Annotated in this window: 27 protein-coding genes; 15 read left to right on the top strand and 12 right to left on the bottom strand. The window is 62.8% G+C overall.

Annotated elements, in window-relative coordinates; genetic code table 11:
• Positions 1-11: 11 nt before the first annotated feature.
• Entirely contained in the window at positions 12-2,057 is a 2,046-nt protein-coding gene (locus NKH98_RS21205; RefSeq protein WP_352901327.1) for an oxidoreductase, read from the top strand.
• Between the two features lie 140 nt (positions 2,058-2,197).
• On the opposite strand, the gene NKH98_RS21200 is transcribed toward NKH98_RS21205, so the two are convergent.
• Complete coding sequence (locus NKH98_RS21200; protein ID WP_352901324.1) at positions 2,198-2,605, bottom strand: hypothetical protein; 408 nt, start codon at positions 2,603-2,605, stop codon at positions 2,198-2,200.
• A gap of 117 nt (positions 2,606-2,722) precedes the next feature.
• Here NKH98_RS21200 and NKH98_RS21195 point away from each other — a divergent pair, with 117 nt between their 5' ends.
• A complete protein-coding gene (locus NKH98_RS21195) occupies positions 2,723-3,151 on the top strand; it encodes a MarR family winged helix-turn-helix transcriptional regulator (protein ID WP_352650328.1) in 429 nt (142 codons plus the stop codon).
• A 30-nt stretch (positions 3,152-3,181) separates the two neighbouring features.
• Positions 3,182-3,415: a type II toxin-antitoxin system Phd/YefM family antitoxin gene (locus NKH98_RS21190; RefSeq protein ID WP_352901475.1), complete on the top strand. Its 234-nt coding sequence runs from the start codon at positions 3,182-3,184 to the stop codon at positions 3,413-3,415.
• A 5-nt stretch (positions 3,416-3,420) separates the two neighbouring features.
• On the opposite strand, the gene NKH98_RS21185 is transcribed toward NKH98_RS21190, so the two are convergent.
• Positions 3,421-5,493, bottom strand: a complete 2,073-nt coding sequence (locus NKH98_RS21185) for a putative bifunctional diguanylate cyclase/phosphodiesterase (RefSeq protein ID WP_352901320.1) — start codon at positions 5,491-5,493, stop codon at positions 3,421-3,423.
• Between the two features lie 265 nt (positions 5,494-5,758).
• Here NKH98_RS21185 and NKH98_RS21180 point away from each other — a divergent pair, with 265 nt between their 5' ends.
• From NKH98_RS21180 to tdh, 3 genes are all read left to right on the top strand, one after another.
• Positions 5,759-6,946, top strand: coding sequence for a glycine C-acetyltransferase (locus NKH98_RS21180; protein ID WP_352901317.1), 1,188 nt, complete (start codon positions 5,759-5,761; stop codon positions 6,944-6,946).
• Positions 6,947-6,967: 21 nt separating this feature from the next.
• The gene (locus tag NKH98_RS21175; RefSeq protein WP_352901314.1) at positions 6,968-7,336 is read left to right on the top strand and encodes an SRPBCC family protein; all 369 of its coding nucleotides are present in this window, start codon (positions 6,968-6,970) and stop codon (positions 7,334-7,336) included.
• A 111-nt stretch (positions 7,337-7,447) separates the two neighbouring features.
• The gene (tdh, locus tag NKH98_RS21170) at positions 7,448-8,482 is read left to right on the top strand and encodes an L-threonine 3-dehydrogenase (RefSeq protein WP_352650321.1); all 1,035 of its coding nucleotides are present in this window, start codon (positions 7,448-7,450) and stop codon (positions 8,480-8,482) included.
• A gap of 66 nt (positions 8,483-8,548) precedes the next feature.
• On the opposite strand, the gene NKH98_RS21165 is transcribed toward tdh, so the two are convergent.
• A complete protein-coding gene (locus NKH98_RS21165) occupies positions 8,549-8,986 on the bottom strand; it encodes a MarR family winged helix-turn-helix transcriptional regulator (RefSeq protein ID WP_352901472.1) in 438 nt (145 codons plus the stop codon).
• A gap of 154 nt (positions 8,987-9,140) precedes the next feature.
• Between NKH98_RS21165 and hmgA the strand changes: the two genes are divergently transcribed.
• The 5 genes from hmgA to NKH98_RS21140 are packed head-to-tail and all read left to right on the top strand — an operon-like array spanning position 9,141 to position 13,284.
• Positions 9,141-10,454 (top strand): homogentisate 1,2-dioxygenase, encoded by a 1,314-nt coding sequence (hmgA, locus tag NKH98_RS21160; RefSeq protein WP_352901310.1) that lies wholly within the window; start codon positions 9,141-9,143, stop codon positions 10,452-10,454.
• A gap of 10 nt (positions 10,455-10,464) precedes the next feature.
• Positions 10,465-11,364, top strand: coding sequence for an MBL fold metallo-hydrolase (locus NKH98_RS21155; RefSeq protein WP_352901307.1), 900 nt, complete (start codon positions 10,465-10,467; stop codon positions 11,362-11,364).
• Positions 11,365-11,412: 48 nt separating this feature from the next.
• On the top strand, positions 11,413-12,435 hold the full coding sequence (locus NKH98_RS21150; RefSeq protein WP_352901304.1) for a fumarylacetoacetate hydrolase family protein: 1,023 nt from the start codon (positions 11,413-11,415) through the stop codon (positions 12,433-12,435).
• Positions 12,432-12,725, top strand: a complete 294-nt coding sequence (locus NKH98_RS21145) for a hypothetical protein (protein ID WP_352802449.1) — start codon at positions 12,432-12,434, stop codon at positions 12,723-12,725. Before NKH98_RS21150 ends, NKH98_RS21145 begins: the two co-directional genes overlap by 4 nt.
• Before the next feature lie 4 nt (positions 12,726-12,729).
• Positions 12,730-13,284 (top strand): DinB family protein, encoded by a 555-nt coding sequence (locus NKH98_RS21140; protein ID WP_352479959.1) that lies wholly within the window; start codon positions 12,730-12,732, stop codon positions 13,282-13,284.
• Here NKH98_RS21140 and NKH98_RS21135 read toward each other — a convergent pair whose 3' ends face one another.
• Genes NKH98_RS21135 through hppD form a run of 3 tightly spaced genes read right to left on the bottom strand, consistent with a single transcriptional unit; the run spans position 13,285 to position 15,022 of the window.
• A complete protein-coding gene (locus NKH98_RS21135) occupies positions 13,285-13,617 on the bottom strand; it encodes a type II toxin-antitoxin system VapC family toxin (RefSeq protein ID WP_352901300.1) in 333 nt (110 codons plus the stop codon).
• Entirely contained in the window at positions 13,614-13,880 is a 267-nt protein-coding gene (locus NKH98_RS21130; RefSeq protein ID WP_352901297.1) for a type II toxin-antitoxin system Phd/YefM family antitoxin, read from the bottom strand. Before NKH98_RS21130 ends, NKH98_RS21135 begins: the two co-directional genes overlap by 4 nt.
• Positions 13,881-13,906: 26 nt before the next feature.
• On the bottom strand, positions 13,907-15,022 hold the full coding sequence (gene hppD, locus NKH98_RS21125; RefSeq protein ID WP_352901294.1) for a 4-hydroxyphenylpyruvate dioxygenase: 1,116 nt from the start codon (positions 15,020-15,022) through the stop codon (positions 13,907-13,909).
• 139 nt (positions 15,023-15,161) lie between these two features.
• Here hppD and NKH98_RS21120 point away from each other — a divergent pair, with 139 nt between their 5' ends.
• Positions 15,162-15,629, top strand: a complete 468-nt coding sequence (locus NKH98_RS21120) for an Lrp/AsnC family transcriptional regulator (protein ID WP_254817488.1) — start codon at positions 15,162-15,164, stop codon at positions 15,627-15,629.
• A gap of 9 nt (positions 15,630-15,638) precedes the next feature.
• Here the strand turns inward: NKH98_RS21120 and NKH98_RS21115 are convergent, their stop codons facing one another.
• The 4 genes from NKH98_RS21115 to aztA form a co-directional block, all read right to left on the bottom strand.
• Positions 15,639-15,977: a protein tyrosine phosphatase family protein gene (locus tag NKH98_RS21115; protein ID WP_254817489.1), complete on the bottom strand. Its 339-nt coding sequence runs from the start codon at positions 15,975-15,977 to the stop codon at positions 15,639-15,641.
• Between the two features lie 182 nt (positions 15,978-16,159).
• Positions 16,160-17,101 (bottom strand): zinc ABC transporter substrate-binding protein AztC, encoded by a 942-nt coding sequence (aztC, locus tag NKH98_RS21110; RefSeq protein WP_352901291.1) that lies wholly within the window; start codon positions 17,099-17,101, stop codon positions 16,160-16,162.
• Between the two features lie 22 nt (positions 17,102-17,123).
• The gene (gene aztB / locus NKH98_RS21105) at positions 17,124-17,999 is read right to left on the bottom strand and encodes a zinc ABC transporter permease AztB (protein ID WP_352901469.1); all 876 of its coding nucleotides are present in this window, start codon (positions 17,997-17,999) and stop codon (positions 17,124-17,126) included.
• Positions 17,999-18,814 carry a zinc ABC transporter ATP-binding protein AztA gene (gene aztA, locus NKH98_RS21100; RefSeq protein ID WP_352901288.1) on the bottom strand — a complete coding sequence of 272 codons (816 nt, stop codon included), beginning with the start codon at positions 18,812-18,814 and terminating at the stop codon, positions 17,999-18,001. The genes aztB and aztA overlap by 1 nt, the downstream gene beginning before the upstream one ends.
• Positions 18,815-19,037: 223 nt before the next feature.
• On the opposite strand from aztA, the gene NKH98_RS21095 reads away from it, so the two are divergent.
• The gene (locus NKH98_RS21095; protein ID WP_352901285.1) at positions 19,038-19,382 is read left to right on the top strand and encodes a RidA family protein; all 345 of its coding nucleotides are present in this window, start codon (positions 19,038-19,040) and stop codon (positions 19,380-19,382) included.
• 176 nt (positions 19,383-19,558) lie between these two features.
• On the opposite strand, the gene hutC is transcribed toward NKH98_RS21095, so the two are convergent.
• Together hutC and NKH98_RS21085 are read right to left on the bottom strand one after the other, a co-directional pair.
• Complete coding sequence (gene hutC, locus NKH98_RS21090) at positions 19,559-20,320, bottom strand: histidine utilization transcriptional repressor HutC (RefSeq protein WP_352901283.1); 762 nt, start codon at positions 20,318-20,320, stop codon at positions 19,559-19,561.
• Positions 20,317-21,669, bottom strand: coding sequence for a formimidoylglutamate deiminase (locus NKH98_RS21085; protein WP_352901280.1), 1,353 nt, complete (start codon positions 21,667-21,669; stop codon positions 20,317-20,319). Before NKH98_RS21085 ends, hutC begins: the two co-directional genes overlap by 4 nt.
• A gap of 98 nt (positions 21,670-21,767) precedes the next feature.
• Here NKH98_RS21085 and hutI point away from each other — a divergent pair, with 98 nt between their 5' ends.
• Both hutI and hutH read left to right on the top strand, forming a co-directional pair.
• On the top strand, positions 21,768-23,003 hold the full coding sequence (gene hutI, locus NKH98_RS21080) for an imidazolonepropionase (RefSeq protein WP_352901466.1): 1,236 nt from the start codon (positions 21,768-21,770) through the stop codon (positions 23,001-23,003).
• The gene (gene hutH / locus NKH98_RS21075; RefSeq protein WP_352901277.1) at positions 23,000-24,535 is read left to right on the top strand and encodes a histidine ammonia-lyase; all 1,536 of its coding nucleotides are present in this window, start codon (positions 23,000-23,002) and stop codon (positions 24,533-24,535) included. The genes hutI and hutH overlap by 4 nt, the downstream gene beginning before the upstream one ends.
• The last annotated feature ends 265 nt before the right edge of the window (positions 24,536-24,800 follow it).

Genomic DNA, 24,800 nt, shown 5'->3' with positions numbered 1-24,800 from the left:
GCAGGAAGACGATGACTAGCAACGACCCGCTCCTCCAGCCCTATCGGCTCAAGCACCTGACGCTGAAGAACCGGGTGATGTCGACCAGCCATGAGCCGGCCTATTCCGAGGATGGCATGCCGAAGGAACGCTACCGGCTCTACCATGCCGAAAAGGCCAAGGGCGGCATGGCGCTGACCATGACCGCCGGTTCGGCGATCGTCTCGCGCGACAGCCCGGCCGCCTTCGGCAATCTGCATGTCTATGACGACCGCATCGTGCCTTGGCTCGCTGAGCTGACCGACGCCTGCCACGAGCACGATTGCAAGGTGATGATACAGATCACCCATCTCGGCCGCCGCACCGGTTGGAACAAGGCCGACTGGCTGCCCGTCCTGTCGGCTTCGCCGGTGCGCGAACCGGCCCATCGCGCCTTTCCCAAGACTATCGAGGACTGGGACATCGAGCGCATCGTCGCCGACTATGCCGCTGCCGCCCAGCGCTGCCAGGCTGCCGGCCTCGACGGCATCGAATTCGAGGCCTACGGCCACCTGATGGACGGCTTCTGGTCGCCGGCCACCAACCAGCGCGACGATGATTTCGGCGGCTCGCTCGACAACCGCTTGCGCTTCACCGGAATGGTGCTCGACGCGGTGCGTGCCGCGGTCGGCGAAAAGTTCGTCGTCGGCATCCGCATGGTCGCCGACGAGGATTTCGAGAAAGGCCTGTCGAAACAGGAGGGCGTCGAAATCGCCAGGCGGCTGGCCGGATCCGGCAAGGTCGATTTCCTCAACATCATCCGTGGCTCGATCGAGACCGATGCCGCGCTGACCAAGGTCATCCCGGTGACCGGCATGCGGTCGTCGCCGCATCTCGACTTTGCCGGCGAGATCAGGGCGGCGACGAGATTCCCGACCTTCCATGCGGCGCGGATTTCCGACGTCGCCACCGCGCGTCACGCCATCGCCACCGGCAAGCTCGACATGGTCGGCATGACGCGTGCCCACATTGCCGACCCGCATATCGTCAGAAAAGTGATGGAGGGCCGCGAGCACGAGATCCGGCCTTGCGTCGGCGCCACCTATTGCCTCGACCGCATCTATGAGGGCGGCGAGGCGCTGTGCATCCACAATGCGGCGACGGGCCGCGAGGCGTCGATACCGCATATTATTCCGAGGACCCAGGGACCAAAGCGGAAGGTGATCGTGGTCGGCGCCGGCGCCGGCGGACTGGAGGCGGCGCGGGTCGCCGCCGAACGTGGGCACCAGGTGACGGTGCTGGAAGCATCGAGCCAGGCCGGCGGCCAGGTGCGGCTGGCAACCCAAAACCCGCGCCGCAAGGAATTGATCGGCATCATCGACTGGCGTCTGGCCGAACTCGACCGGCTCGGTGTCGAGATCCGCTACGATACCTGGGCGGACAAGGACGACGTGCTGGCGCTGTCGCCCGACGTGGTGGTGATCGCCACCGGCGGCCTGCCGCAGAACCCGCCTCTGACGGCGGGCGACGATCTCGTCACCTCGAGCTGGGACATCATGGCCGGCAGCGTCAAGCCGGCCGAGAACGTGCTGCTCTATGACGACAATGGCGGCCATCAGGGCATGGGTGCCGCCGAACTTATCGCCAATAGCGGCGCCAGGCTGGAGCTGGTTTCACCAGAGCGCTTCTTCGCCCCGGAAATGGGCGGCATGAATCATGTGCCCTACATGCGCGCCTTCCAGGAAAAGGGTGTCACGGTGACCATAAACACACGGCTACGTTCTGTGCGGCGCGAAGGCAACCAGCTGATCGCCGAGCTCGCCTCCGACTTCGCCGATGGCTGGCGCGGCGAGCGGCGCGTCGACCAGGTGGTGGTCGAGCATGGCACGCTGCCGCTCGACGATCTCTATCTGGCGCTGAAGCCGCTGTCGAAGAACGCCGGCGCGATCGATTACGAAAAACTGGTCAATGGCGGCGACATCTTTCCCGTGCGCAATCCGCAAAGTGGCTTCGTGCTCTTCCGCATCGGCGACGCAGTTGCCTCGCGTAACATCCATGCCGCAATCTATGACGGCATCAGGTTCGGCTTGCGGATCTGAGGAATATTTTGGATTGATTGGTGGCGCGCAGCCGAACCTCCGTACGGAGAGCCACCACGGTACTTTGGTCCGGGCTGCGCGCCGCGCACGCCGCCGGCCATCGCCGGGCACCGTACGATCTTGCGATTGCGGCAGGACGTTCAAAACATCCTGGCGGTGGCCATGCAGAACACGGTGATGACCAGCAGGCCGCCGGCGATGCGTTCGCCTTTTGTCATCTTGGCGCGCAACTGGGTTTGCTTGGCCGCATCAGCGCCGGCCAACTGCCTGCTGGCGGAACCCACCAGTGCGCCCTGAACCCCGGCGGCAATCAAGGCAGTCAAGATGCCGAGCGCCAGGACTTTTTCCATCGAGCCGAAAGAGCCGTTGTGGAAGAAATACCACAGCAGCAAACCCGTGAGGAAAACCACGCCGGCCGCGCGCATTTGCGGCCGGAAGAAACGTTCCGCCCTGATCTCCGGTTCGCGGGCAACCGCGATGGTGGTGCCGGCCCAGAACACACCCGCCATGACGTGAAGGCCGAGGACGATGATGTAGACATATTGCATGACCGCATTTCCTCTCTTGCCCACCGCCAGGCATATTGATAGATATCAAATGATTAGATGTCAACGCATAGGCTCGAGCCGGTTCCATAGGCTTTGCCCTTGTTCTAGTGTCGGATCATGACGCCCTTTGACCGCCCGCCGATCGGGATGAATCTCGCGCGCACCGCCAAGCTGGTTGCGCAGGCTTTCGACGCTGCTTTGGTCGAGGCCGGCGGCACGCTGCCGGTCTGGGTCACGTTGCTGTCGGTCAAGTCGCGGGAGCTGGCCAACCAACGCGAGCTCGCCGGCATGATCGGCATTCGGGGCGCAACGCTGACCCACCACCTCAACGCCATGGAGACGCAAGGCCTGCTGATGCGGCGCCGCGATCCTGAGAATCGCCGGGTTCACCAGGTGGAGCTGACCCAGGCCGGAGAGGCGTTGTTCCTGAAATTGCGCACCGCCGCGTTAGCCTTCGACAAACGGCTGCGGAAAGGACTCTCCGACGACAGGCTGGCAGAGTTTGCACAGGTGCTGGCCGCGCTGCGGGCCAATGTCGAGAGCTAGAAATTAGGCTAGGAAGACGCCACGCGCGAAATTTCGCTGAAGGATGCCAGGGCCACACTCTCGGCGGTGCTCGATCAGGTCGTCGCGGGAGAACCGGCCGTCATCACCCGGCGTGGCCGCAAGCAGGCGGTCATTCTGTCGTTCCAGGACTACGAAAGACTGGCGCGTGTGCCCAGCTTTGGACAATTGCTGGCAGCATTTCCCGGTGATGAGGATGACCTTCCGCCTCGGCCCATCAGGTCGGTTCGCAAGGCCGGGCCATGACGGATCTACGCCCGGCAGCCCTGCAGCACCGTCAGCCTGGCCTTCTTGGGCGCCCGTGCCAGCAGCCATTCGCGCACGCTGTCCGGCGGCATCGGGAAAGCGATGGAATATCCTTGCACCTGGTCGCAGCCGATAGCCATCAGCGAGTCGAGCTCGGCTTCGGTTTCGGCGCCCTCGGCAACGATCGAGATGCCGAGACCGCGGGCGAGCTCGGTGAGGGCACGCACGATCTTGGTGTTGCCGCTGTTCTCGTTGATGTTCTGGACGAAACGGCGGTCGATCTTCAGCCGGTCGATCTCGTTTGGATTGACATGGCTGAGCGATGCGTAGCCGGTGCCGAAATCATCGAGCTCAAGATGGATGCCGGCGGCGCGGATGTGCCGCAGCTTTGCCGCGATACCGGTCTTCTCATCGTCGAGAATGACGGATTCGACGATCTCCAGCGATAGTTTGTGCGCGGGCAGGCCGGTCCTTTCCAGCGTCCCGAACAGGAAGACTTCGAAATCTGTCTCGCGCAGCTCCGAACCGGACACGTTGACGGCGATCCGGCCGAAGCCGATGCCTGCGCGGTTCCATTCGGCTGCTTCGTTGATCGCCTTGGCAATGACGATGCGGCCGATCTCGGGCATCAGGCCACATTTTTCCGCGACCGGAATGAACTCGCCCGGCGCGATCATGCCGCGCTCGGCATGTCTCCAGCGAACCAGAGCCTCGATGCCACTGATGGCGCCGTCCGACAGCGACACCTGCGGCTGGAAATAGACCTCGAACGCCTTCTCCGAAATGGCGGTCCTGATATCCAGCTCGAGCTGCTTGCGATAATCGAGTTCGCGCCTCAGCTCATCGGAGAAGAACGACAAACTGCCGCCGCCCTGCTTCTTGGCTGAATACAGCGCCAGATCGGCATGGACGAGCAGATCCTGCGCATTGTCGGCGTCGACAGGATAGACCACAACCCCCGCACTTACGCCCGGATGGATCGTCGTGCCTCGAAAGACGATCGGCTTGTTGAGCTTGGTCAGGATGCGCCTGGCGACGGTATCGATGTCCTCGGTGCTGCCGGCGTCGTTGAGGACCACAACAAATTCGTCGCCACCGAGACGCACGTTTAGATCCGACGTCCGGCACGAATCACGCATGCGTTGCGCAGCCGCCACCAGCACATAATCGCCGGCGGCGTGGCCGAACGTGTCGTTGATCTGCTTGAACCGGTCGAGATCGAACTGCACCACGGCAACCCGTTCACGCCGTCGCTGCGCGGCATTGATCAGCGTATCGAAATGCTCGGTCAGGAATGTGCGGTTGTGCAGGCCGGTCAGCCCGTCATGCACGGCAATAAAGGCCATGGAATTGCGCGCATCGACCAGCTCGCGCGTCCTGCGCAAGATAGCATTCGACATCGGCCTGAAAATGAAAAGCGCCACCAGCACGATGACGCCGATGGTCGAGTAGAACAATGTGCGGTTAAGCTCGAGAAGTGTTTCGGATCGCTGGTCTGCAAAGGCGCTGATGCGCTGGCCAAGTGCGGCATAGCCCGACAATGTTGCGTTGGCAACGGAAGCGTTCAGGTTGACGCGCTCCTCTCCACCTTTGTAGCCACCATTGCCGGCCATGTTGAGCCGCGATTCGAATGACGAGATCAGGCGTTCGCCGTTGGCGATAAGCCCGACCGAGAAATAGTCGAGATGGAACGGCTTGGCGAAAAGCACGCTCTCGATCGATTTGGGATCGAACCTTGCCGGCGACGCCGGATCGGCGGCGGTCCGCTCGAGCAGCAGATCGTAGTTCTTCTCGAACTCTACCGTCGCTTGCTTGAGCGCGCTAATCAGGGCCGGCTGCTGGTCGCGTGAGGCGGTACCGGTCGCGCCGGCAAGGAAGACGATGCGCTGCGACAGGGCTTTTTGTGTGCTGACGATATCGAGCAGCGCCTGATTGTGCCGTTGGGTCGCCATCACCTGTTGCAGCAGGATGAAGGAGGCCACGACCATGGCGGCGATGATCAGCAGAGCCAGCCAGTAGCCGGACTTGATCAGGAGTATGAGCCTGCCTGAAACGGCGTGCGCCGGCTGCTGCGACATTTTCTGATGCGGCCCTCTCGCCAACGAATTCTTGTGCGACAACCTTTGGCTTCAAAGTGTTAAAGGTTTGGGACGGCAGCAGGTCGGCGGCGGCGACCGTGGCGGGAAACCCGCAAAATGGTTATCGCGGTCTTTCGCGGCACCTCCGCATTTGAACGTCGTTACCGCTACCGTGCCATGTCGTGCCACGGAAGCGGTCGCTTTTGCGATGGATTTTTCGTCCGCGCGGCGCGACAGTCCTCATCGATCTCAACAGGGCCTGATCATGACCGCAGCATTCCTCTCCCACATCGAAAGCGAGCTTGAAGGGCTGAAATCGGCAGGCCTCTATAAATCCGAGCGGGTGATAACCTCGACCCAATCGGCCGAGATCGAGGTGGGCGGCGAGAAGGTGCTGAATTTCTGCGCCAATAATTATCTCGGCCTCGCCGACAGCGCCGAACTGCGCGAGGCGGCCAAGCAGGCGCTCGACCGCTACGGCTACGGTATGGCGTCGGTGCGCTTCATCTGCGGCACGCAGGAAGAACACAAGCAGCTCGAGGCGACCATTTCTGATTTCCTCCGCATGGAGGACACCATCCTCTACGGCTCCTGCTTCGACGCCAATGGCGGCCTGTTCGAGACGCTGCTCGGCGAAGAGGATGCGGTCATCTCCGATGCGCTGAACCACGCCTCGATCATCGACGGGGTACGGCTGTCGAAGGCAAAGCGCTTCCGCTACGCCAACAACGACATGGCCGATCTCGAAGCGCGGTTGAAAGAGGCGCGCGACTGTCGGTTCCGGCTGATCGCCACCGACGGCGTGTTCTCGATGGATGGCATCATTGCCAATCTGAAGGGCGTCTGCGACCTCGCCGACAAATACGATGCGATGGTCATGGTCGACGACAGCCATGCTGTTGGCTTCGTCGGCAGGAACGGCCGTGGCTCGGCCGAACATTGTGGCGTCGAGGGCGGGGTGGACATCATCACCGGCACGCTCGGCAAGGCGTTGGGCGGCGCGTCGGGCGGCTACACGTCGGGCAGGAAGCAGGTGGTCGACTGGCTGCGCCAGCGCTCGCGCCCGTATCTGTTTTCCAACACGCTGATGCCGGCGATCGCCGGCGCTTCGATCCGGGTGTTCGAGATGATCCGCAATGGCGATGCGTCGCGTCAGCGCCTATATGCGAACGCAGCGCGGTTTCGCTCCGAGATGGGCAGGCTCGGCTTTACACTGGCGGGCGCCGACCATCCGATCATCCCGGTGATGCTGGGCGACGCGACGCTGGCGCAGGAGATGGCAGCGCGCATGCTGCAGCGCGGCATCTATGTCATCGGCTTCTGCTTCCCGGTGGTGCCGAAGGGCCAGGCGCGCATTCGCACACAGATGTCTGCCGCCCATTCCAGCGCCGATATCGACCGCGCCGTGGCAGCATTTGGCGACGTCGGAAAAGAGCTGGGTGTAATCGGTTGACCCTATCGCAGGAAGCCGGCCATGACGATCGACGTGACGAGCAAGATCGAGATCGCCAGGCCACGCGCGGTCGTCGCCGACTTTTCCGCCGATCCGGACAACGTTCCGCGCTGGTACGTCAATATCCAATCGGTGGAATGGAAAACGCCCCGACCGGCCCGGGCAGGATCGAGAATTGCATTTGTGGCGCAGTTCCTCGGAAGACGGCTTGTTTACACCTACGAAATCGTCGAGCTCGTGCAGGGCGAACGGCTTGTAATGCGAACCGCCGAAGGGCCGTTTCCCATGGAAACGAGTTATGCGTGGCGGGATGCTGGCGAAGGCCGTACCCATATGGCGCTCACGAACCGCGGCGCGCCAACCGGCTTTTCCCGTCTGGTTGCCCCGTAGGCCGTCCGGCGCTCGACCGATCGAGATTTGCTGCAGCTGAAGAAAATCCTGGAGGCGGCCGCCTGATGCAGCCGATCCGTCCAGACAGGCAAGATTTTTGAGGAGCGTCTGATGTCCAACATGATGAAGGCGCTGGTGAAGGCCAAGGCCGAGCCGGGCATCTGGATGGAAGAGGTGCCGGTGCCGGAGATCGGCCCCAACGACGTGCTGATCAAGGTCCGGAAGACGGCGATCTGCGGCACCGACGTCCACATCTACAATTGGGACCAGTGGGCGCAAAAGACCGTGCCGGTGCCGATGGTGACCGGGCATGAATTCGTTGGTACGGTCGCCGATTTCGGCGCGGCGGTGACCGAATACAAAGTCGGCCAGCGCGTTTCGGGCGAGGGTCACATCGTCTGCGGCCATTGCCGCAACTGCCGCGCGGGCAGAGGGCATCTTTGCCGCAACACGCTCGGCGTCGGCGTCAATCGCCCCGGCGCCTTCGGCGAATATCTGGCTATCCCGCAACACAATGTCGTGCCGATCCCCGACGACGTGCCGGACGAGATCGCCGCGATCTTCGATCCCCTGGGCAATGCGGTTCACACCGCACTATCTTTCGACCTCGTCGGCGAGGACGTGCTGGTCACCGGCGCCGGGCCGATCGGCATCATGGGCGCATTGGTGGCGCAATGCGTCGGCGCGCGAAAAGTGGTCATCACCGACATCAACCCGGTGCGCCTGGCACTGGCAAAAAAGCTCGGCGTCCAGCATGTCGTTGACGCCTCGAAAGAAAAGCTGCGCGATATCATGCCGGCGCTCGGCATGACCGAGGGTTTTGACGTCGGTCTTGAAATGTCCGGTGCCGCACCGGCATTCCGCGACATGATCGATACCATGAACAATGGCGGCAAGATCGCCATTCTCGGCATCGCGCCGACCGGCTTCGAGATCGACTGGAACAAGGTCATCTTCAAGATGCTGCATCTGAAGGGCATCTACGGCCGCGAGATGTTCGAGACCTGGTACAAGATGATTGCGCTGGTGCAGGGTCCTCTCGATGTCAGCGGCCTGATCACCCACCGCATCGGCATCGACGACTACATCTCCGGCTTCGAAGCGATGAAGAGCGGCAATTCCGGCAAGGTGGTCATGGACTGGTGAGGCCCCAAGGAACACGGTGCGAACTGAAAGCTGTCCCGCCAAGGTGCCTGTAATTCTGGCAGGAACCTAGCTTTTCCCCAATGCCGCCTCCAGTGCTGCCACTCCGCCGACAATGGCCACACGCTCGGCGGGGCTCAATCTTACCAGCAATTCCCGTTCGAACTCCTTCGCCAGCGGCACCATCTCGCGATAGGCGGCAACGCCAGCCTTGGTCAGTGCCAGATGCTCGACACGGCGGTCTTTTTCGTCAGGCGTCCGGCTGAGCCAGCGGCGCCGTTCGAGCTCGGCGACCGCGCGCGAAACCTTGGTCTTGTGCATGGCCGATTGCTCGCCGAGCGCCGTCGCCGTCATCGTGCCGTGCTGTCCAAGCCCGGCCAGCGTGCGCCATTCGGGCCGGGTCAGTCCGTGACGGTCCTTGTATATCCTTGAGAATTCGCGGCTGACGGCATCGGCAAGCCGATAGAGCCGGTAAGGCAGGAAGGATTCCAGCTCGAGGATTTCCATGGTTGGCCCTGACTGGGGATGCTGGCGGCTCATGCCGAAATCACCGTTGATGGTTACATTTTCAATGGTTACAAATGAAACCGGTATGGTCAACTCGGAGCATCTTTGCGGATGCGCAAACAATGCTCCGAGACCATGAATTCGGGAGGGTTCCATGGCCTACTCATACATGCCGGGTTTCGGCAATGACTTCGAAACCGAGACTTTGCCGGGCTCGCTGCCGCAAGGGCGAAACTCGCCGCAACGGCCGGCCTACGGCCTCTATGCCGAGCAGCTTTCGGGCTCTCCTTTCACCGCGCCGCGCGGCACCAATGAGCGCTCCTGGCTTTATCGGATAAGGCCGAGCGTCAGGCACACCGGCCGCTTCAAAGCGGCGAATTATCCGCTGTGGAAAAGCGCGCCGAACGTCGGCGACCACCAGCTCGCTCTCGGCCAGTATCGCTGGAGCCCGGTGCCGATGCCCAAGGAGCCGACCGATTTCATTGCCGGCATGCGCTCGATCACCACCGCCGGCGACGTGCTCGGCCAGACCGGCATGGCGGCACATGTCTATGTCGCCAACCACTCGATGGTCGACGATCATTTCTTCAACGCCGACGGCGAGTTGCTGGTCGTCCCGCAGGTTGGAGCCTTGCGCTTTGTCACCGAGATGGGGGTCATCGAGCTCACGCCGGGCGAGATCGCCGTGCTGCCGCGTGGTCTGGTGTTCAAGGTCGAACTGGTGGATGCCGAAGTGCGCGGCTATGTCTGCGAGAATTACGGCGCCAAGCTGACGCTGCCGGATCGTGGCCCCATCGGCGCCAATTGCCTGGCCAATCCGCGCGATTTCAAGACGCCCTGTGCCTGGTTCGAGGACAAGGAGACACCGTGCCGGCTGATCGCGAAATGGTGTGGTCAGTTCCATGTCACCGAGCTCGACCATTCGCCGCTGGATGTGGTGGCGTGGCACGGCAATTATTCGCCCTACAAATATGATCTTGCGACCTTCTCGCCGGTCGGTGCGATCCTGTTCGACCACCCCGATCCGTCGATCTTCACCGTGCTGACCGCGCCGAGCGGTGAGGAAGGCACCGCCAATATCGATTTCGTCATCTTCCCGCCGCGCTGGCTTGTGGCGGAAAACACTTTCCGGCCGCCCTGGTATCACCGCAACATCATGAGCGAGTTCATGGGCCTCATACATGGTCAGTACGATGCCAAGGAAGAGGGCTTCGTGCCCGGCGGCATCAGTCTGCACAACATGATGCTGGCTCACGGACCCGATGCGTCTGGCTTCGAAAAAGCCTCGCGCGCGGAGCTGAAGCCGGTCAAGCTCGACAACACCATGGCCTTCATGTTCGAGACACGCTTTCCGCAGATGGTGACCCGCTATGGCGCCGAACTCGAAACCCGGCAGGACAATTACATCGACTGCTGGGCCGGCCTGAAGAAGCGCTTCAACGGCACGCCCGAGGGCGACTGGTCTTGAGCGCCGTCGCGTGACGGATCGTCTGGTCCTTCTTGGCTCGAAGGGTGGTCCCGCGCTGCGGCCGGGCGGGCCGTGGCCGAGTTCGTCACTGCTGGAGATTGGCGGCCGCACCCTTGTCGTCGATTGCGGGCTGGGCGTAACGCGCGGGCTGACCGATGCCGGCATCAGCCTGAAGGCGCTCGACCTGATCTTCATCACGCATTTGCATTCCGACCATGTGCTGGAACTCGGACCATTGATCCACACCGCGTGGACGGCCGGCCTGGCAACAAAGGTCACCGTATTCGGCCCGCCCGGCACCGCCTATTATTGGCAACGCTTTTGCCAGGCGATGGAGTTCGACATCGAGATCCGCATCGCCGATGAAGGGCGGCCGGATCTCCGCGACCTGGTCTCGATCGTCGAGTTTGGTGAAGGCCAGGTGGCGGAAGAGCGCGGTCTCAAAATATCGGCGCTGCGTGTCGACCACCCGCCGGTGACGGACTGCTTTGCGCTGCGCTTCAATCATGCGGGGCAAGGCGTCGTCTTTTCGTCGGATACGGCGTTCTTTCCGCCATTGGCGGATTTCGCCCAAGGCGCCGACGTCCTGGTCCACGAGGCCATGCTGGAAGAGGGTATCGAGCGGCTGGTCGCGAAGACCGGCAACGGCGCAAGGCTGAGGGAACACCTGCTTGCCAGCCACAGCTTTGCCGAGGAAGCGGGCCGCATCGCCAGTGATGCAGGCGTCAAAAGACTGGTCCTCAACCATCTCATTCCCGCCGACGATCCCGAGATCGACGAGGCCGACTGGATTGCCGCCGTCAGGAAAACATGGGCCGGCGACTTGACGATCGCACGCGACGGCCTTGTTGTGGGGCTGGAGCATGATCCCGAAAAGTGGAAACCGGTTTTCGGAAGAGATCATGCGTAGAACAAAAAATCAAAGCAGCACCAAAGCTGCACCAGGAGAGGAAACCGCATGAAGCTTGCCACCTTGAAGGACGGGACGCGCGATGGAAAGCTTGTCGTCGTCTCGCGCGACCTGACACGGTTCACCGATGCTTCGTTTCTGGTGCGGACGCTGCAGGCCGCGCTTGACGACTGGCTTCGGATCGCGCCGCATCTCGCTGCCATGGCCGAATCGCTGGAGAATAATGCGGTGCCGTCTGCCCGCTTTCACGAGCATGACGCCCATTCGCCGCTGCCGCGCGCCTACCAATGGGCCGATGGCTCGGCCTATGTGAACCATGTCGAGCTGGTGCGGAAGGCGCGCGGCGCCGAGATGCCGGCAAGCTTCTGGACCGATCCGCTGATCTACCAAGGGGGCTCGGACGCTTTCCTCGCACCGCGGGACCCAATCCGCATGACCGACGAGACCCTTGGCATCGACATGGAAGGAGAGGTCGCGGTCATAGTTGACGATGTGCCGATGGGCGCAAGCCTCGAAGAGGCGCGGGCAGCGATCCGCCTGGTCGTGCTGGTCAACGATGTGACGCTGCGCAGCCTGACCGGACCTGAGCTTGCCAAGGGGTTCGGCTTCTACCAGTCGAAGCCGTCATCGGCCTTTTCGCCGGTTGCGGTGACGCCGGACGAACTGGGCGACGCCTGGGACGGCGGCAAGGTCGCCCTGCCGCTGCTGGTCGATCTCAACGGCAAGCCGTTCGGCCGGGCAAACGCCGGCATCGACATGACGTTCGATTTTCCAGCGCTGATTGTTCATGCCGCAAAAACGCGGCCGTTGGCCGCCGGCACCATCATCGGTTCGGGCACCGTCTCCAACAAGCTCGACGGCGGGCCGGGCAAGCCTGTCTCGGCAGGCGGCGCTGGCTATTCCTGTATCGTTGAGTTGCGCATGATCGAGACTATTGAGGCCGGCGGACCGAAAACGCCCTTCCTGCGCTTTGGCGATACCGTGCGCATCGAGATGAAGGACAGGGGCGGGCATTCGATCTTCGGCGCCATCGAGCAGAAGGTCGAGAAATACGAGGGGGCAAGAGAATGACGGGCGAGACATTCTACCTGCTGTGCGGTGTCTGGGCCCTTGTCATGCTGGCGATCTTCATCCAGGCAATCAGACTGAGCTACCGCATCGAGGCTCGCTCGCCTGACCTGACCAACCGCAGCGGCTTTCCGCGCAAGGCGATGATGTTTCACACCGTCACCAACACGAATGTCGCGCTGGACCAGGAAACGCAAGCCATGCGGCGGCACATGATCCGGCTTCTGCTGATCGTCATCGCTGGATTCGCGCTCATGTGGGCGGGCTTGTCTTTGGTCCGGTCAGCGGCGTGAAGTCATGGACCTGCTGAACCATTTCCGCCGCATGGCAGCTAACAATCTGTGGTCCAACGACCGGCTCTATCGTGCCGTGCTGCAGCTTGAGCCCGGCGAATTCGAAGCTGAAAGGATAAGCTTCTTCCCATCGATCAAGGCAACGCTGAACCACATCCTGGCGGTCGATTATCTCTATCTTGACTTTCTCGAAGAAGGCGGCATCGGCGCCGCCGCCCATGACGATTTTGTGCCGTTCAATGATGCCAAGGCGCTTTTTGTTGCACAGGCGGAGGCCGACCGGCGGCTGATCGCCTTTTGCGACCGCCTGTCGGCGGACGATCTCGAGCGCCGCGTTCTCACCGACCGGCGCGAGGACGGCATGATACCGGAGCGGATCGGCGATTTGCTCGCCCATCTCTTCATCCACGACATCCATCATCGCGGCCAGGTGCACGCGATGTTGTCCGGCACCTCGGTGAAACCGCCGCAACTCGACGAGTTCTTCCTCGATTACGATGTGAAACTCAGGAAAGCGGAGGTTGAGCGGCTGGGCTTGCGAGACCAACTGCCTGGATAATCATGCCAAAGCCACATCGTAACGGGCGAAATGCGGGTTGGATGTCAGGATGGTGAGGTTCTCCACTTGCGCCTGCGCAATCAGAAGCCTGTCGAACGGATCACCATGGTGGTGGGGTAGGCCGCCGACGACGTTCGCGTGCTGGAAGGTTACGGCGAGCGGCTGAAATTGCATCCTTGGAAGCAGCGTTGGCAGATCGTCCGGCGCATTAAGTTTTCTGATCGAACGTTTGATGGCAATTTCCCAGACGCTTGCCGCGCTCGCGAACAGTCGATCGTCCGAAATCGACCAGAGGATGATGTGTGTGTCGGCGAGAAACGGGCCGACCGTCATTTCACGTACTCATCCCACTCGGGACCGAGTTCATCAAAATCGTCCGCAATCCAGATCTTGCCCTTCAACGCGCCTATACGCGGCAGGGGTTCGGCCACTGCCGGAGCTACGATACGCGCCGCCACCTTGCCGTGGCGTGTGAGCACGATCTCCTCGCCGCTTCCGCGCGGCTGACGAGTTCCGACAATTTGGCCTTGGCTTCGGCAATAGAAACATTCATGACTCGATCCTTTATGACCATAATTTAGGTCATAATTAATCAAACCACAAGACACCTCGGCCGAGCTGGCTACGCTGCCTTGCCGTCCACCTTCAGCACGCCGCGCTTGATCTGGTCCTGCTCGATCGATTCGAACAAAGCGCGGAAATTGCCCTCGCCAAAGCCTTCGTCGCCCTTCCTCTGGATGAACTCGAAGAAGATCGGGCCGATCACGGTTTTCGAAAAAATCTGCAGCAGGATCTTGGTCGTGCCGCCGTCGACCACGCCTTCGCCGTCGATCAGGATGCCGTGCTTCTTCATCCGCTCGATCGGCTCTTCATGGCCGTTCACGCGGGCGAAGGACATGTCGTAATAGGTCTCGGGCGGACCCGGCATGAACTTCAGGCCGTTTTCGGCCAGCCTGTCGGTGGCGTCGTAAATGTCGTCGGTGCCGACGGCGATGTGCTGGATGCCCTCGCCATTATACTTCTTCAGATATTCGGCGATCTGGCTTGTCTCGTCCTTGGACTCGTTCAGCGGGATGCGGATCTTGCCGCAGGGCGAGGTGATGGCGCGGCTGACCAGGCCGGTGATCTTGCCGTCGATGTCGAAGAAATGGATCTGCTTGAAACCGAACAGGTTGCGGTAGAAATCCCACCATTTGTCCATCTGGCCGCGATAGACATTGTGGGTCAGGTGGTCGAGATAATAGAAGCCGACGCCTTCCGGCCTGGGATCGCGCTCGCCCAGCCAGTCGAACTCGGCGTCATAGGCCGAGCCCTTCTCGCCGTAGGTTTCGATGAAATAGAGCAGCGATCCGCCGATCCCGACGATCGCCGGCACATCGAGCGTCTTGTCGTTGCCTTCATAGGGCGTCGCGCCCTTGGCTACCGCGTGGTCGAAGGCATGCCTGGCATCGACCACCCGCCATGCCATCGAGGCGGCGCAAGGGCCGTGCTTGTCGACGAATTTCATGGCATGCGAGCCGGGCTCGGCATTGACGACATAATTCATGTCGCCCTGCCGCCAGACGGTGATGTTCTTGCTGCGATGCTTGGCCACCGGCACATAGCCCATACGGGTGAACAGTTCGGCGAGCTTTTCTGGCTCGGCATGCGCGAATTCGACGAATTCGAAGCCGTCGGTGCCGGCGGGATTGGTCTTGCTGATCTTGGCGGGCGGTGCGTCGTGCGGGAAGGGACCCATGGCAGTGTCCTCCAAAACTGTTTGGCCTGGAAAGGCCATCTCAACCTAATGATAGCAAGGACGCAGTGCATGGTGCTTGCATTCAAACGCTTGAAATGATCAGGTAATGCGTGAATTGTGCATGTATGGAGAGAAACCCATGGATGAGGCGCGCATCGACCAGTTTGACCGCAAGATAATGGCTCTGCTGCAGGGCGATGCACGCCTGACCAACAACGACCTCTCGGAACGGGTGAACCTGTCGGCGTCGCAATGCTCGCGCCGTCGCCAGCGGCTGGAGGAGGACGGCTATATCAAGGGCTACCGGGCGGTGCTCGACCGCGACAAGCTCGGCTTTTCCCTTGTCAACGTCATCTCGGTGACGCTTGCCACTCACAACCGCGACAATGCGCGGCGTTTCGGCGAATTGGTGGCGCGGCTGCCGCAGGTGCAGGAAGCGCACGCGCTGACGGGCGAGATGGACTATATATTGAAAGTGGTGACGCCCGACCTGAAGTCGCTGTCGGAATTCGTCAACAGCGTGCTGCTGCCGCACGAATCCGTGCAGCACGTGAAGACGGCGATCGTGCTGGAGACGCTAAAGGAAACCGGCGCGCTACCGATCTGAGGGCGAATGTCACCCCTTCGACTGCTGGATCAGCCCATAAAGATTGGTGCAGCGGGCGCCGGAACGGCAGTAAGCGAAGACCGGGCCTTCAAGTTCCTCAAGCGCCTCGGCCTGGTCCTCGACATTCTCTGCCGTGATCTGGCCGCTGATGACGGGGATGTAGCGGAAGGCGAGCCCGGCGCCCTCGACCGCCGCCTTGACGGTGTCGGCCGATGGCTGGCCGGGCTGCTCATCGTCCGGCCGGTTGCAGATCACGCTTTTGAAGCCGGCGGCCTTGATGGTCGCGACGTCCTCGGGCTGGATCTGGCCCGAGACCGAATAGTCCTCGCTGATCTGTCGGTATTCCATGGCGGTGTCCTCGCAATCTGGTTAGCGGCAGTCTTGCCACTCCCTGACCCGGTCGGCAATCCGCGCGAAAAGAAATCCATCCGCGCAGATAGAGATTTCGATGCCGGAAATCCAGCCGGACGGCGCCGCGTGTGCTTGGATGCGCCATACGCCAGCCCGGCTGGATGAACGAGGTCGATCGCTCAGCTGCCGAGGATCGCGCCTTTGATCTGGGCGATGTTGTTGTGCATCAGGTCGATATAGGTCGCGGCCGGGCCTTCGGGCTGCGACAGCGCATCGGAATAGAGCGTGCCGCCCACCTTGATGCCGGTCTCGCTGGCGATCTGCTCGATCAGCCGCGGATTGGTGATGTTCTCGACGAAGATCGCCGCCGCCTTGTCCTGCTTCACCTGGCTGACCAGCTTGGCCACGTCGGCGGCGGAAGGCTCCGACTCGGTCGACACGCCTTCCGGGGCCAGGAAGGTCAAGCCATAGGCCTTCTCGAAATAGCCGAAGGCATCATGCGAGGTGATGACGACGCGCTTCTCTTGCGGGATCGACTGGATCGCCGCCTGCACTTCGCCCTCGAGCGTATCGAGCTTTTGCGTATAGGCGGCTGCATTGGCCTTGTAGCTGTCGCAACCCGCAGCGTCGGCCGTGCAAAAGGCGTCGGCGATGTTCTTCACATAGATCTTGGCGTTGGCGATCGACTGGAAGGCGTGCGGATCGGTGACCGTCTTGCCGCCATCGGTTTCCGCGCCTTCGGCGGCGTCGGCCTCGGCGAATTCGGGTTTGAAATTGATCGGCGTGACCCCCTTGGTCAGCACGGCAATCGAGGCCTTGGTAGCGCTGGCGTCGACCAGACGCTGCAGAAAACCTTCGAAATGCAGGCCGTTGACCAGCACGATGTCGGCCTTGGCCATGGCCACCGCATCGGCGGGGCTCGGCTCGTAGACGTGGGCGTCGCCGTCCGGCCCGACGATGGTGGTCAGATCGATGCGGTCGCCGCCGACATTCTTGGCGAAATCGGCGATGATGGTGAAGCTGGCGACCACTTTCAACGGCTCAGCAAAGGCCGACGAAGCGCCAAGGGCGGTTAATGTTATAACGCTCACGGCCAACGTGGCGCGGATCGATTTCAGCATGGACAGTTTCTCCTTGTTGGGATCAGGCAGTTCTGTGGCGGTGATGGACGATGCGGGCGCGCAGGATGCCGCGCGCGCCGAACAGGATCGAGGCGAAATAGACGACGCCGGCGGACAGGATGATGGCCGGGCCGGAGGGCAGTGACGCATGGTAGGACAACAGCAGCCCGGCAATGCAGGAGGCAAAGCCGATCACTGTGGCCAACACGCACATCGGCTCGACGCGCGACGTCCAGAAGCGGGCCGCCGCCGCCGGCAGCATCATCAGCCCGACCGACAGCAAGGTGCCGAGCGCCTGGAAACCACCGACGAGATTGAGCACGACGAGGCCGAGAAAGATGAAATGCACCGGGCTGCCCATCCGGCTGACCGAGCGCAGGAACAAAGGGTCGAGGCATTCGGCGACCAGCGCCCGCCAGAAGATGGCGAGGCTGGCCAGCGTCACCACGACGATGCCGCCGATCAGCGTCAGCGCCTCGTTGTTGAGCGCCAATACGGTGCCGAACAGCACATGCATGAGATCGACGCTGGAACCGCGGATCGACACCATAAGCACGCCGATGGCCAGCGAAATCAGATAGAAGGCCGCCATAGAGGCGTCCTCGCGCTGGATGGTGAAGCGCGAGACGGCGCCGGCGCCGAGCGCCACGATGATGCCGGCGATCAGTCCGCCGATAGTCATCGGCAGGATTTCCAGGCCATAGAACAGGAAGCCGGCGGCAGCACCCGGCAGGATGGCATGCGCCATGGCGTCGCCGGACAGGCTCATGCGCCGCAGCATCAGGAACACGCCGACCGGGCAGGCGCCGAGCGACAGCATCATTGAACCGGCGAGCGCCCGCTGCATGAAGGCGTAGTCGGCGAACGGAGCGACGAATAGACCGTAAAGCACCTCCATCATGCCGCCCTCGGCCCGGAGCCGTGATGATGGTCATGGCTATGCTCGTGGCTGCCGTGATCGTGCACACTGTGATCATGCTCGCCGGGCTCACACCATGGCGCGTTATCCTCCCAGGCCTCGTGGAAGCGGCGCGCACGCAACAAATTCTCCGGCCGCAGCGTCTCCCTGGTCTCTCCCCAGGCGATCGGCTGGCGCGCCAGCAGCAGTGTTTCGGGGAAGTTCTGCCGCACCAGATCGAGATCGTGGACCACAACCATGATCGTGCGTTCCTCGCCGTGCCAGCGCTTGATCAGCGCGATCAGGTCACCGACCGTCTTGGCATCGACGGCGTTGAACGGCTCGTCGAGCAGGATGAGCTCGGCATCCTGCAACAGCACGCGGGCAAACAGCGTGCGCTGCAGCTGGCCGCCCGACAACGTGTCGATCGGGCGCTTCTCGAAGCCGCCGAGGCCGACGGCCATCAGCGCCTCGCTGACCGAGTCGCGATCTTCCCTTGTATAACGGCCGAGCATGCCACGCCGCGGCCACAGGCCAAGTGAAACCAGGTCGACGACACGGGCCGGAAAGGAGCGGTCGAGCTCCGATTGCTGCGGAAGGTAGGCGGCGCGCACGCCGGGCGCCCGGATCACCGCGCCGGCCATCGGCTTCAGAACGCCGACGATGCCCTTCATCAGCGTCGACTTGCCGGAGCCGTTGGCGCCGACGACCGCCGTCAGCGATCCCTTGCGGATCGTACCATTGAGGTGGTGGACCGCAGGATGGCTGTTGTAGCCCAGCGTCAGGTCGCGGAAGGTCAGGCAGGTTTGGCTCATGTGACGATCCATGGGGCGACGATCGGTGCTGCAGGGCGGATTCGATATGTGATGTTATTACATTAGTCAACAAGCCAATCGGGCGGAATTGCGGCCGGGCCGTCATGTTGTCGGTTTTGGCTTGGCTCAAGCGGTTCCGCTCGAGCGGCCTTGCCCGAAACCTATCCCGATCCTAAACAGGCGCAGCCGACAAGAGAAAGCCGGACAAAAGAAGGAATATCCAATGAGCATTCGTCGTATCGATGTAGGCCCGCGCATGAGCCAGATCGTCATCCACGGCAACACCGTCCATCTGGCCGGTCAGGTCGGCAAGCCGGGCGGAAACGTCGGTGCCCAGACCAGGGACATTCTGGCGGCGATCGACGAATTGCTGGCCAAGGCCGGCACCGACAAAACCAAGATCCTGCAGGCGATCATCTGGCTGGCCGACATGAGCACCTTTGCCGAGATGAACGCGGAGTGGGACAAGTGGGTACCACAGGGCAACACGCCGGCCCGCGCCACCGGCGAAGCCAAACTTGCCGGACCGGAATATCTGGTCGAGATCATTGTTACCGCGGCGATTTGAGAATGCGGCTCTAACCCTCCCCCTCGAGGGGAGGGTCGGCGAGTAGTCGAAGCGAAGCGGAGACTGCGAGACGGGGTGGGGTCGGCGAGGTTGCTCCGACCCCACCCCGCGTCACAAAATGCCGCCGCGCGGCAATTTGCTCCGCGACCCTCCCCTCAAGGGGGAGGGTTAGGAGCTCACCCCTGCGACGGCGTGAACCTTGCCACGAGAGTGTGGTTCTCTGCCGCATAGGTGAACCGGACATGGGTGACGGGGTGCTCGGCGCTCCATGTCCGCCGCTCGATCACCAGGCACGGCGCGCCGGTCTCGATGTCGAGCGCCGCCGCGATGTGCTTTTCGGCGGCAACCGCGCGGATGCGATGCTCGGCGGCACTCCACGGCACGCGCCCGATCAGCCACGGACCGGGCGCGGTCTCGAGAAACGCCTCTTCGGCGGCCTCCGGCACTGCAGCCAGGTTGATCAGCCGCTGCTCATGGGCAAACGGCCGCTTGCCGGCGAAATGCCGGCATTCCAGCGCCAGCACCGGCCCGGCCACGTCGAGTTCCAGCAGGGCGCGGTCGTCGGCGCTGCTGCGCCTTCTGCTTCGCGCCATGCGCTCATAGCGGTAGGGTAGGCCAAGTGCCTCGACCTCGATCCGGATGTCGTGGATTTCGAGAACGGCCGCCTGCGATTGCGGCTGGCGGACAAAGCTGCCCGAGCGACGCCGGCGCTCGATCAGTCCGGCCTTGGCCAGTTGCGACAGCGCCTTGTTCACTGTCATGCGCGAACAATTGTATTCGGCCGTCAGTTCATGCTCGAACGGAATGCGGTGGCCGGGCGCCCAGGCACCCGACAGGATCCGTTCGCTGATGTCCGACAGGATGCGCTGGTGCAGCGAAAGAACCTCGCCGCCGTCCGCGCTTCCAGAATCCGCGCTTATTGTCCCGATCATGCTCATGCCGAAAGCGCCGTCATCACCTGGCGGAACCGCTCGGCGATAGCATCGCGCCTGGCATGCATGCCGCCGCTGACCAGTTTCCTGCCATGCACCCAGACGCAGTCGATCTTGGTGCCGTTGGCAAAAATCCAGGCGTCAAGGATTGCATCGCCCGTCTTGCCGGCCAGCGATGGATGCTTGCCGTCGAGCGAGACGAAATCGGCCGGGGCACCTGCTGCGATCTGCGAGGGGCCGGCGCCCAGCGCGGCACTGCCACCATCGAGCGCTGCATCGAACAAAGCACGGCCGGTCGAGCCGCCGGCGACGGCCAGCACGTTGCGGGCGCGGTGGGCGAGGCGCTGCGAATATTCGAGCTGCCGCAACTCGTCCGGCAGGCCGATCAGGACGTTTGAATCCGAGCCGATGCCAAAGCGGCCGCCATGCTGCATGAACAAGGACGCGGCAAAGGTGCCGTCGCCGAGATTGGCCTCGGTGATCGGACAAAGGCCGGCAACGGCGCCCCCTTTCGCCATTTGCACCGTCTCTGTGTCGGTCATGTGGGTGGCGTGGATCAGGCACCAGCGCCGGTCGACCTTGGCATTGGCAAGCAGCCATTCGACCGGCCGCGCTCCGGACCAGGCAAGGCAGTCCTCGACCTCCTTAATCTGCTCGGCGACGTGGATGTGGATGGGCCCCTCCGGTGCCAACACCGTGATGTTTTCCAGTTCCTCCGGTGTCACGGCACGCAGGCTGTGCGGGGCGACGCCAACGACACCTTGATTCAAGCTGCGAACGGATTCGCGGCATTTCTCAACAAGTCGCGAGAACCGGTTCACATCGTTTATGAACCGCCGCTGGCCATCATTCGGAACAGCGCCGCCGAAGGAGGAATGCGCGTAGAACACCGGCAGCAGCGTCAGCCCGATGCCTGTCTCGGACGCTGCGGCAACAATGCGCTCCGCCATCTCGGCGATGTTGGCATAGGGCCGGCCGTCGCGGTCGTGGTGTAAATAGTGAAACTCGCCGGCACGCGAGAACCCGGCCTCCAGCATCTCGACATAAAGCTGGGCCGCGACCGCCTCGACCTGGTCCGGCGTCATCGACAGCGCGAAACGGTACATCACCTCGCGCCAGCTCCAGAAACTGTCGGCGGAAGGCCCGCGCAATTCGGCAAGGCCGGCCATGCCGCGCTGGAAGGCGTGGCTGTGCAGGTTCGGCATGCCGGACAAAAGGATGGCATGGCGCTCGTCGCCAGGCAGGAGCGAGGTATTCGCCTCGACCGTGGCGATCCTTCCGTCGGAGATGACGATCCGCACATTGCTGTGCCAGCCGTCGGGCAGAAGTGCCTGTTCCGCAAAGATTGCCGTCACGTTTTTCTCCAAATCCCGGCCTGCCATGCGATGATAGCGCTTGCAGTGCCTTTTGATATGTATATACATAATGACTCCCGATTGAAACGGAAAAGATGATGGCTGCAGAGAACAAAAGCCGGGCAGGGGAGGTTCGCCTCTGGCGCAATGCGCGCCTCGCGACCATGGTCGAAAACAGCGCCGGACTTGGCATCGTCGAGCACGGTGCAATCGCCGCGCGCGATGGCCGGATCGTTTATGCCGGGTCGGAAGCCGACATGCCGACAGCGCTCCGCGAAAACGCCGAGGCGACCGACTGCGAAGGCCGCTGGATCACGCCTGGCCTGATCGACTGCCACACTCATCTGGTCCATGCCGGCAACCGTGCCAATGAATTCGAGATGCGGCTGGCCGGCGCCACCTATGAAGAGGTTGCCAAGGCCGGCGGGGGCATCGTTTCCTCGGTCAAGGCACTGCGCGCGGCCAGCGAGGACGAGCTGGTCGCCCAGTCGCTGCCGCGCCTCGATGCGCTGATCGCCGAAGGTGTCACCACCGTCGAGATCAAATCCGGCTACGGTCTCGACCTCGCAAACGAGAGGAAGTCGCTGCGCGCCGCGCGACGGCTGGGCGGTGAGCGGCCGGTGACGGTCAGGACCACTTTCCTCGGCGCCCATGCGCTGCCGCCCGAAGCAAAAGGCGACAAGGATGCCTTTATCGATCTTGTCGCCAACGAGATTTTGCCGGCCATCGCTGCCGAGGGCCTGGCCGATGCCGTCGACGGTTTTTGCGAAGGCATTGCATTTTGGCCGGAGCAGATCGCCCGCGTGTTCGATGCCGCGAAGGCGGCGGGCCTGCCGGTCAAGCTCCATGCGGACCAGCTGTCCAATCTGCACGGCGCGGAACTTGCGGCGCGCCATGGTGCGCTGTCGGCCGACCACCTCGAATATACCGACGAGGCCGGTGCGGCGGCGATGGCGAAGGCAGGATCCGTGGCGACCATCCTGCCCGGCGCCTACTACTTCATCCGCGAGACCAAGAAGCCGCCAATCGCCCTGTTTCGCCAGCATGGCGTCAGGATGGCCGTGGCCACCGACAACAATCCCGGCACGTCGCCGCTGACCTCGCTGCTGCTGACCATGAACATGGCGGCGACGTTGTTCGGCCTGACCGTCGATGAATGCCTTGCCGGCGTCACGCGCGAGGCTGCCCGCGCGCTCGGGCTGCTTGGACAGACCGGTACGCTGGAGGCCGGAAAATCCGGCGATCTGGCTATCTGGGACGTCGAACGCCCGGCCGAACTCGTCTACCGCATGGGCTTCAACCCGCTGCATGCCCGCATCTGGAGGGGACAATGACCGAACTCAAGCTATGGCCAGGCAATGCCACGCTGGCCGATTGGCGCGCCATCTATCGCGGCGCCGCACTGAGGCTCGACGATGCCTGCCGGCCGAAGATCAAGGCCAGCGCCGAGGCTGTCGCCAGGATCGTTGCCAAAGGCGAGCCGGTCTATGGCATCAACACCGGCTTCGGCAAGCTGGCCAGTGTTCGCATCCCCGCCGCCGACCTGGAAACGCTGCAGCGAAACATCGTATTGTCGCATGCCGCCGGCGTCGGCGAGCCGATGCCCGTCGCAATTTGCCGGCTGATGATGGCGCTGAAGCTGGCCAGCCTGGCACAGGGCGCCTCCGGCGTGCGGCCGCGGACCATCGAACTGCTCGAGGCGATGCTGGCCAACGACGTGATCCCCGTGGTGCCGGCGCAAGGCTCAGTTGGCGCTTCCGGCGACCTTGCGCCGCTGTCGCACATGACCGCGGTGATGATCGGTGTCGGCGAGTGCTTTACCCCGCATGGCCGCTTTCCCGCCAAGGTCGCCTTCGTTTCGCACGGCCTGGAGCCGGTGATACTGGGCGCTAAGGAAGGCCTGGCGCTGCTCAACGGCACCCAGTTCTCGACCGCGTATGCGCTTGCCGCTTTGTTCGAAGCGGAGGTGCTCTACCAGTCGGCACTGGTCGCCGGCGCGCTGTCGACCGATGCCGCCAAAGGCTCCGACGCTCCGTTCGATCCACGCATCCATCTGCTCCGGAAACATCGCGGCCAGATCGAGACGGCCGAGGCGTTGCGCAATTTGATGGCCGGCAGCGCCATCCGTGAATCGCACCGCGTCGGCGACGAGCGCGTGCAGGATCCGTATTGCCTGCGCTGCCAGCCGCAGGTGATGGGCGCTGCACTCGACGTGCTCCGCAAGGCTGCGGACACGCTCGCCACCGAGGCCAACGGCGTCACCGACAATCCGCTGATCTTTGCCGAGGACGACTCCGCACTTTCGGGTGGCAATTTCCACGCCGAGCCGGTGGCCTTCGCCGCCGACATGATCGCGCTCGCCGTCTGCGAAATCGGCTCGCTGTCGGAGCGGCGCATCGCCATGCTGGTCGACCCGGCGCTGTCGGGCATGCCGGCCTTTCTCACGCCCAAGCCGGGTTTGAATTCCGGTTTCATGATCCCTCAAGTCACGGCCGCGGCACTGGTTTCTGAAAACAAGCAAAAAGCCTATCCGGCCAGCGTCGATTCGATCCCGACCTCGGCCAACCAGGAAGACCATGTCTCGATGGCGGCGCATGGGGCGCGCCGGCTCATCGGCATGGTCGAGAATGCGACGGCCGTCATCGGCATCGAATTGCTGGCCGCCGCACAGGGCTGCGATTTCCATGCGCCTCTGGCCTCGAGCGCGGCACTGGAGGCGGTGCGCCGGCTGGTCAGGGCAGAGGTGCCGCATCTCGACAACGACCGGCACTTCCACCCGGACATGGAGAAGGCCATCGCCATGGTACGCAGCGGCGCGGCGGTGGAAGCGGCAAGCGCGGTGAAACTGCCGGGGATTGCGTCATGAGACTGTTATCGCCGCGTTACGCCGCGATGGGTCGTGTTCCGTCGCGCCCCCCTCTGTCCTGCCGGACATCTCCCCCTCCAGGGGGGAGATTGGCAGCTTCGCGGACTGCGCCCTTTCTGCATCCTACGAGATTGGCGAAAGTAGAGATGATAGCCAATCTCCCCCCTGGAGGGGGAGATGTCCGGCAGGACAGAGGGGGGCGCTGTCCCGCCAACCTCAGCCCGGCAACACCGAAACTTTCAAGGCCAGAAACAAAAGACCCGCC

This window comes from Mesorhizobium sp. M0833 (assembly GCF_040319905.1).
GTDB lineage: Bacteria > Pseudomonadota > Alphaproteobacteria > Rhizobiales > Rhizobiaceae > Mesorhizobium.
The sequence above is the reverse complement of the archived record's forward strand: the minus strand, read 5'-3'. Positions and strand labels throughout refer to the sequence as shown.